The organism is Bacillus sp. D7-8, from assembly GCF_052055895.1.
Taxonomy (GTDB): domain Bacteria; phylum Bacillota; class Bacilli; order Bacillales; family Bacillaceae; genus Bacillus; species Bacillus velezensis.
This window is the reverse complement of sequence record NZ_CP179922.1, coordinates 596,501-602,500: the sequence shown is the minus strand read 5'-3', so window position 1 is coordinate 602,500 and position 6,000 is coordinate 596,501. Positions and strand designations below refer to the sequence as shown.

The 6,000-nt window shown below is 47.8% G+C and carries 3 protein-coding genes, 2 tRNA genes and 2 rRNA genes (1 of these 7 running past the window's edge); 1 reads left to right on the top strand and 6 read right to left on the bottom strand.

The genetic code is table 11. The features are described from left to right. The 6 genes from ACKTRM_RS03185 to ACKTRM_RS03160 all read right to left on the bottom strand — a co-directional run. A 23S ribosomal RNA gene (locus ACKTRM_RS03185) occupies nucleotides 1-228 on the bottom strand (it extends 2,702 nt beyond the left edge of the window). Nucleotides 229-403: 175 nt separating this feature from the next. Beyond that, nucleotides 404-1,953, bottom strand: a 16S ribosomal RNA gene (locus ACKTRM_RS03180). Together the 16S and 23S rRNA genes with 2 tRNA genes alongside form the textbook arrangement of a ribosomal RNA operon. A 98-nt stretch (nucleotides 1,954-2,051) precedes the next feature. After that, nucleotides 2,052-2,125, bottom strand: a tRNA-Gly gene (locus tag ACKTRM_RS03175). An 8-nt stretch (nucleotides 2,126-2,133) separates the two neighbouring features. Next, nucleotides 2,134-2,210 (bottom strand) — tRNA-Arg (locus tag ACKTRM_RS03170). 302 nt (nucleotides 2,211-2,512) lie between these two features. After that, nucleotides 2,513-3,931, bottom strand: a complete 1,419-nt coding sequence (locus ACKTRM_RS03165) for a sugar porter family MFS transporter (RefSeq protein ID WP_012116963.1) — start codon at nucleotides 3,929-3,931, stop codon at nucleotides 2,513-2,515. A 426-nt stretch (nucleotides 3,932-4,357) separates the two neighbouring features. Beyond that, nucleotides 4,358-5,359: an NADPH:quinone oxidoreductase family protein gene (locus ACKTRM_RS03160; RefSeq protein ID WP_007409291.1), complete on the bottom strand. Its 1,002-nt coding sequence runs from the start codon at nucleotides 5,357-5,359 to the stop codon at nucleotides 4,358-4,360. Nucleotides 5,360-5,486: 127 nt separating this feature from the next. Here ACKTRM_RS03160 and ACKTRM_RS03155 point away from each other — a divergent pair, with 127 nt between their 5' ends. Then, nucleotides 5,487-5,954 carry an SRPBCC family protein gene (locus ACKTRM_RS03155; RefSeq protein ID WP_012116962.1) on the top strand — a complete coding sequence of 156 codons (468 nt, stop codon included), beginning with the start codon at nucleotides 5,487-5,489 and terminating at the stop codon, nucleotides 5,952-5,954. Nucleotides 5,955-6,000: the final 46 nt, after the last annotated feature.

Below are 6,000 nucleotides of genomic sequence, written 5' to 3'. Positions count from 1 at the left end.
GCTTTCTCTTCCTCCGGGTACTTAGATGTTTCAGTTCCCCGGGTCTGCCTTCTCATATCCTATGTATTCAGATATGGATACCACTCCATTACGAGTGGTGGGTTTCCCCATTCGGAAATCTCCGGATCAAAGCTTGCTTACAGCTCCCCGAAGCATATCGGTGTTCGTCCCGTCCTTCATCGGCTCCTAGTGCCAAGGCATCCACCGTGCGCCCTTTCTAACTTAACCGTTAAAAAGAATCACTACGTGATATCTTGCATTACTAATTGAATGTGAATTACTTCTGTTATCTAGTTTTCAAAGAACAACATCTCGAAGAATCGAATGATCCTTCAAAACTAAACAAGACAGGGAACGTTCTGTTTATAAGACCCAAGGTCTTATATTCCGTTAAAATCCTTAGAAAGGAGGTGATCCAGCCGCACCTTCCGATACGGCTACCTTGTTACGACTTCACCCCAATCATCTGTCCCACCTTCGGCGGCTGGCTCCTAAAAGGTTACCTCACCGACTTCGGGTGTTACAAACTCTCGTGGTGTGACGGGCGGTGTGTACAAGGCCCGGGAACGTATTCACCGCGGCATGCTGATCCGCGATTACTAGCGATTCCAGCTTCACGCAGTCGAGTTGCAGACTGCGATCCGAACTGAGAACAGATTTGTGGGATTGGCTTAACCTCGCGGTTTCGCTGCCCTTTGTTCTGTCCATTGTAGCACGTGTGTAGCCCAGGTCATAAGGGGCATGATGATTTGACGTCATCCCCACCTTCCTCCGGTTTGTCACCGGCAGTCACCTTAGAGTGCCCAACTGAATGCTGGCAACTAAGATCAAGGGTTGCGCTCGTTGCGGGACTTAACCCAACATCTCACGACACGAGCTGACGACAACCATGCACCACCTGTCACTCTGCCCCCGAAGGGGACGTCCTATCTCTAGGATTGTCAGAGGATGTCAAGACCTGGTAAGGTTCTTCGCGTTGCTTCGAATTAAACCACATGCTCCACCGCTTGTGCGGGCCCCCGTCAATTCCTTTGAGTTTCAGTCTTGCGACCGTACTCCCCAGGCGGAGTGCTTAATGCGTTAGCTGCAGCACTAAGGGGCGGAAACCCCCTAACACTTAGCACTCATCGTTTACGGCGTGGACTACCAGGGTATCTAATCCTGTTCGCTCCCCACGCTTTCGCTCCTCAGCGTCAGTTACAGACCAGAGAGTCGCCTTCGCCACTGGTGTTCCTCCACATCTCTACGCATTTCACCGCTACACGTGGAATTCCACTCTCCTCTTCTGCACTCAAGTTCCCCAGTTTCCAATGACCCTCCCCGGTTGAGCCGGGGGCTTTCACATCAGACTTAAGAAACCGCCTGCGAGCCCTTTACGCCCAATAATTCCGGACAACGCTTGCCACCTACGTATTACCGCGGCTGCTGGCACGTAGTTAGCCGTGGCTTTCTGGTTAGGTACCGTCAAGGTGCCGCCCTATTTGAACGGCACTTGTTCTTCCCTAACAACAGAGCTTTACGATCCGAAAACCTTCATCACTCACGCGGCGTTGCTCCGTCAGACTTTCGTCCATTGCGGAAGATTCCCTACTGCTGCCTCCCGTAGGAGTCTGGGCCGTGTCTCAGTCCCAGTGTGGCCGATCACCCTCTCAGGTCGGCTACGCATCGTTGCCTTGGTGAGCCGTTACCTCACCAACTAGCTAATGCGCCGCGGGTCCATCTGTAAGTGGTAGCCGAAGCCACCTTTTATGTCTGAACCATGCGGTTCAAACAACCATCCGGTATTAGCCCCGGTTTCCCGGAGTTATCCCAGTCTTACAGGCAGGTTACCCACGTGTTACTCACCCGTCCGCCGCTAACATCAGGGAGCAAGCTCCCATCTGTCCGCTCGACTTGCATGTATTAGGCACGCCGCCAGCGTTCGTCCTGAGCCAGGATCAAACTCTCCGATAAAGTAGTTTGACTGACTACGCACATCGCTGTGCGATTTATTTAAAACTTTGAATTAACAGGTACGTTTTGTCTTGTTTAGTTTTCAAAGATCATTATAATGGAGCGGGTGATGAGAATCGAACTCACGACATCAGCTTGGAAGGCTGAGGTTTTACCACTAAACTACACCCGCGTTTGAATTGGCGCGCCCGAGAGGAGTCGAACCCCTAACCTTTTGATCCGTAGTCAAACGCTCTATCCAATTGAGCTACGGGCGCTTATCAGGCGACTTAACTATCATACTACCAATCAGTTATGATGTCAAGTGTTTTTTTATTTCTTTTCGAAGTCTTTTTCTCGACCTCATTTATTATACACGCTTTTGAGAATTTGTAAAGTCTTTTTTTAAAAGATCATTTTCTCATTTGTCGTTTTCGCTTTGTTCATCAGCGACGTTTAATAATATACCATGCACTTCAAATTAGGTCAACACTTTTACGAAACTTTTTTCTCACTTATTATTCCCTTCTATATAATAAATAAAAAAGCAGGATTCCTAGGAACCCCGCGTCTATCCAGATTACCCGCTCACCTTGGCTTCTGCGCTATTACGATCTGTTTTTTCATAAGTACGGAAGTTTTGTTCAAGCTGTTCGAGCGACAGACCTTTCGTTTCCGGAAGGAACCTTTTCACAAATATAACGGACGCTATCCCTAACAGGACAAAAATGAAGAAGGTTGCAGACAATCCGATGTTTGCGAGCAGGACCGGAAAAGTGAAACCAACAAGGAAGTTCACGATCCAGAGGCAGAAGACAGTGACCCCCATACCAAGTCCCCGCAATCGAAGCGGGAATATCTCAGACAGCATCAGCCAGGTCACCGGAGAGACAGCCCCCTGCTGAAACGCAAGGAAAGTGACTGTTAATGAAAGAACCACATAAGGAAGAGCAGGCGATCCTTTCAGCACGACAGACAGAACTCCGATCAAAAGCAGCACCGCAGTCGTTCCGATCAGCCCCGTCATCAGCATCGGGCGGCGGCCGACTTTGCCGAGAAGCCATATTCCTACAAAAGTCGCGAGCACCGAAATCACACCGTTAGCGATATTGCCGATTAATGCGGCTTTTGTCTCGAAACCGGCATCTTTTAAAATTTGAGTTCCATAATACATAATTGAATTCACGCCGGTGAGCTGCTGCACTACCGCAATTCCGATCCCGATAAACACAATGCGGCGCACCCACGGAACGGCAAGATCCTTAAAGGCGGCCTGCTCCATCTCAGCTTCCTTATGAAAGGCAGATTCAATCTCAGCGAGCTCAGACTTCGCTTTCTCTTCATTCCTTATTCGCCGGAGAACGTGCAGAGCATCTTCTTTTCTTCCTTTAGAAACCAGCCAGCGCGGACTTTCAGGAACTTTCAGCATACCGAAAAACAAGAATACCGCCGGAAGGGCTGCGATAACGAGCATATAGCGCCAGGCGTGAGAGGTATCACCAAGCACATTGCCGATGATAGCATTACACGTGAAGGCAAGCAGCTGGCCTGTTACAATCATCAATTCATTTTGGGTAACCATTCTCCCTCGGCTTTCCGCCGGCGACATTTCAGCCAAATACGCCGGAACGGTTACGGATGCTCCCCCGACGGCAAGCCCCAGCAGAAAACGGGAGATGACCATAACAGATACGTTAGGCGCCAGTGTACATCCAAGCGTCGCTGCAAAGAACAAAACGGCAAGGATAAGGATATTTTTACGTCTGCCGTTATAGTCCGACAATCTCCCTCCGAAAACTGCTCCGATCGCAGCCCCCAAGAGCAGGGAGCTCGCCACCATCCCTTCAGTCAAAGCGGTAAGATTAAGCTGGTCAGCTTCCGCCATAAACGGCAGCGCCCCATTAATTACACCTGTATCGTAGCCGAAAAGTAGACCCCCGAACGTCGATACTAAAATGATGGTTCTCAAAAATGAATGCTGGCTGCTATTTTTATTCATCTTCAAACCCTCCTAGTTTTTACATAGAGATAATATCGGAATATTCAGTTATCAATATTTGCACCCATAACGTCTGCATACAATCTGACCGTACAAAACAGTTATATAAGAAGAAAATAACCTGAAAGCGTTATCATTTATAGTGATTATCCACTCTCCCCTCTCGTCAAATTGTTATTTTATAGTTACTTTGTAGTGAAGTTATAATGATATTATTGTCATTTATGTTATTATCATAATTTTAAAAGCGCTTTCAGTCAATAAATATTTCAGAAAATTTTATAACTTACCTTTATATTACCTATATGTAATCAATTTATGTTTTTAATCAACTTATTTTCACTATATGATCAATAGTTAATCTCTTTTAGATAAAAAATTGATTATATATTGAAAACCCCCAATCAGCAGTTGGGGGTTTTTGATTTATTCTTCGTTTATTGTAACGATCGTTCTTCCTCTCGCTTCTCCTTTTAAAAGAGCAGGAAGCGTATCCGGCAGCTCTTCAAGTGTAATTTCCTTTTGAATAAAGGCCTCCAGATCTGCAGGCTTGAAGTCATCAGCTAAACGCTGCCATGTTTTCTTTCTTGTCTCCATCGGACAGAATACGGAATCGATTCCCAAGAGACTGACGCCGCGCAATATAAACGGAAAGACTGTAGCCGGGAGTTTCGTTCCCGCTGTCAGTCCGCTCACAGCAACTGATCCGCCGTACTGAATCTGGCTGAGAACTGAAGCAAGCGGCTCACCTCCGACCGGATCGACGGCCGCTGCCCATTTTTGTTTTTGCATTGGTTTTAACGTGCCGTTATACACTTCGTCACGGTGAATGACCGTCTTTGCTCCGAGGCTCTTCAAATAGCCGCTTTCGTCTTCTTTTCCCGTACTGGCCTCGACCTCGTAACCTAAGGTTGAAAGAATGGAGACAGCAAAGCTTCCGACGCCGCCTGTCGCTCCTGTCACCAGCACCTTCCCTTTTTCAGGAGCGGCATGGTTTTCTTCAAGACGCTGGACGGACAATGCGGCAGTGAAGCCGGCGGTTCCGATCGTCATGGCTTCTTTAAGTGTCAGACCTTCAGGCAGCGGCACGATCCAATCTGCCGGAATGCGGGCCATCCCGCTATAACCGCCAAAACGGGAAACACCTATGCCGTAGCTTGTCGCAATGACTTTATCCCCCTCTTTGAAACGGGCGTCATCTGAGGAAACGACAATTCCCGCTAAATCAATTCCCGGCACGAAAGGATACGACGTTACGATCTTGCCGTCAGGAATGGCAGCCAAGCTGTCTTTATAATTCACCCCTGAGTAGCAAACCTTAATCAGCACTTCACCCTCGGGAAGGTCCTGAACCGCCAGCTCCCGTACGCTGACTGAAAACCGGTCTTCACGTTGATCGACTACTAACGCTTTAAATTGATCTGTCATCACTACGTCTCCTTAAAATGAATTGAATGGCTTTGGAAAAGCATAAAATAAGTTTGATTTGTTTTCAAATGTCCTGCCCCGTGTAGTATGATCAAAAGTAAAAACAACGAAAGAGTGGTTACGCAGCATGTCTGATAAACAAAACAATGATAACAAAAACAACAACAGCAGCAATCAGCCATTACCGGACATTATTCATACCGCCGTTTTCAAGGCGCCGATACAAGTTGTCTGGGATACGGTCTCCACTGCGGACGGCCTGTCTCTCTGGTTTATGCCGAATGATTTCACACCTCAAGAAGACAGTGAGTTTCAGCTGGAATCTCCGTTCGGTCCGTCTCCGTGCAAGCTGCTGGATATTGAAGCGCCGTACCGCCTTTCTTTTTCGTGGGATACGGAAGGCTGGATCGTTTCTTTTGTCTTAAAGGAAACGGAAAGCGGAGATACGGAATTCACTCTCATTCACGGCGGATGGAAAGAGCCGGAAGCCGTCATCAATAAAGTCAATCGGAAAAGCTCCGAGATTCACAGTACGATGGATCAAGGATGGAACGGGCTTGTCAACACGAAACTTCGCGGGGCGGTTGAGGCTTAACACAGAAGGACGGACACGCTTTCCGTCCTTTTTTTGATGCCGATAC

Coding starts and splice junctions, on each gene's coding strand:
- ACKTRM_RS03160 (WP_007409291.1), bottom strand. CDS start 5,359: ATGACAGATCAATTTAAAGCGTTAGTAGTCGATCAACGTGAAGACCGG.
- ACKTRM_RS03165 (WP_012116963.1), bottom strand. CDS start 3,931: ATGAATAAAAATAGCAGCCAGCATTCATTTTTGAGAACCATCATTTTA.
- ACKTRM_RS03155 (WP_012116962.1), top strand. CDS start 5,487: ATGTCTGATAAACAAAACAATGATAACAAAAACAACAACAGCAGCAAT.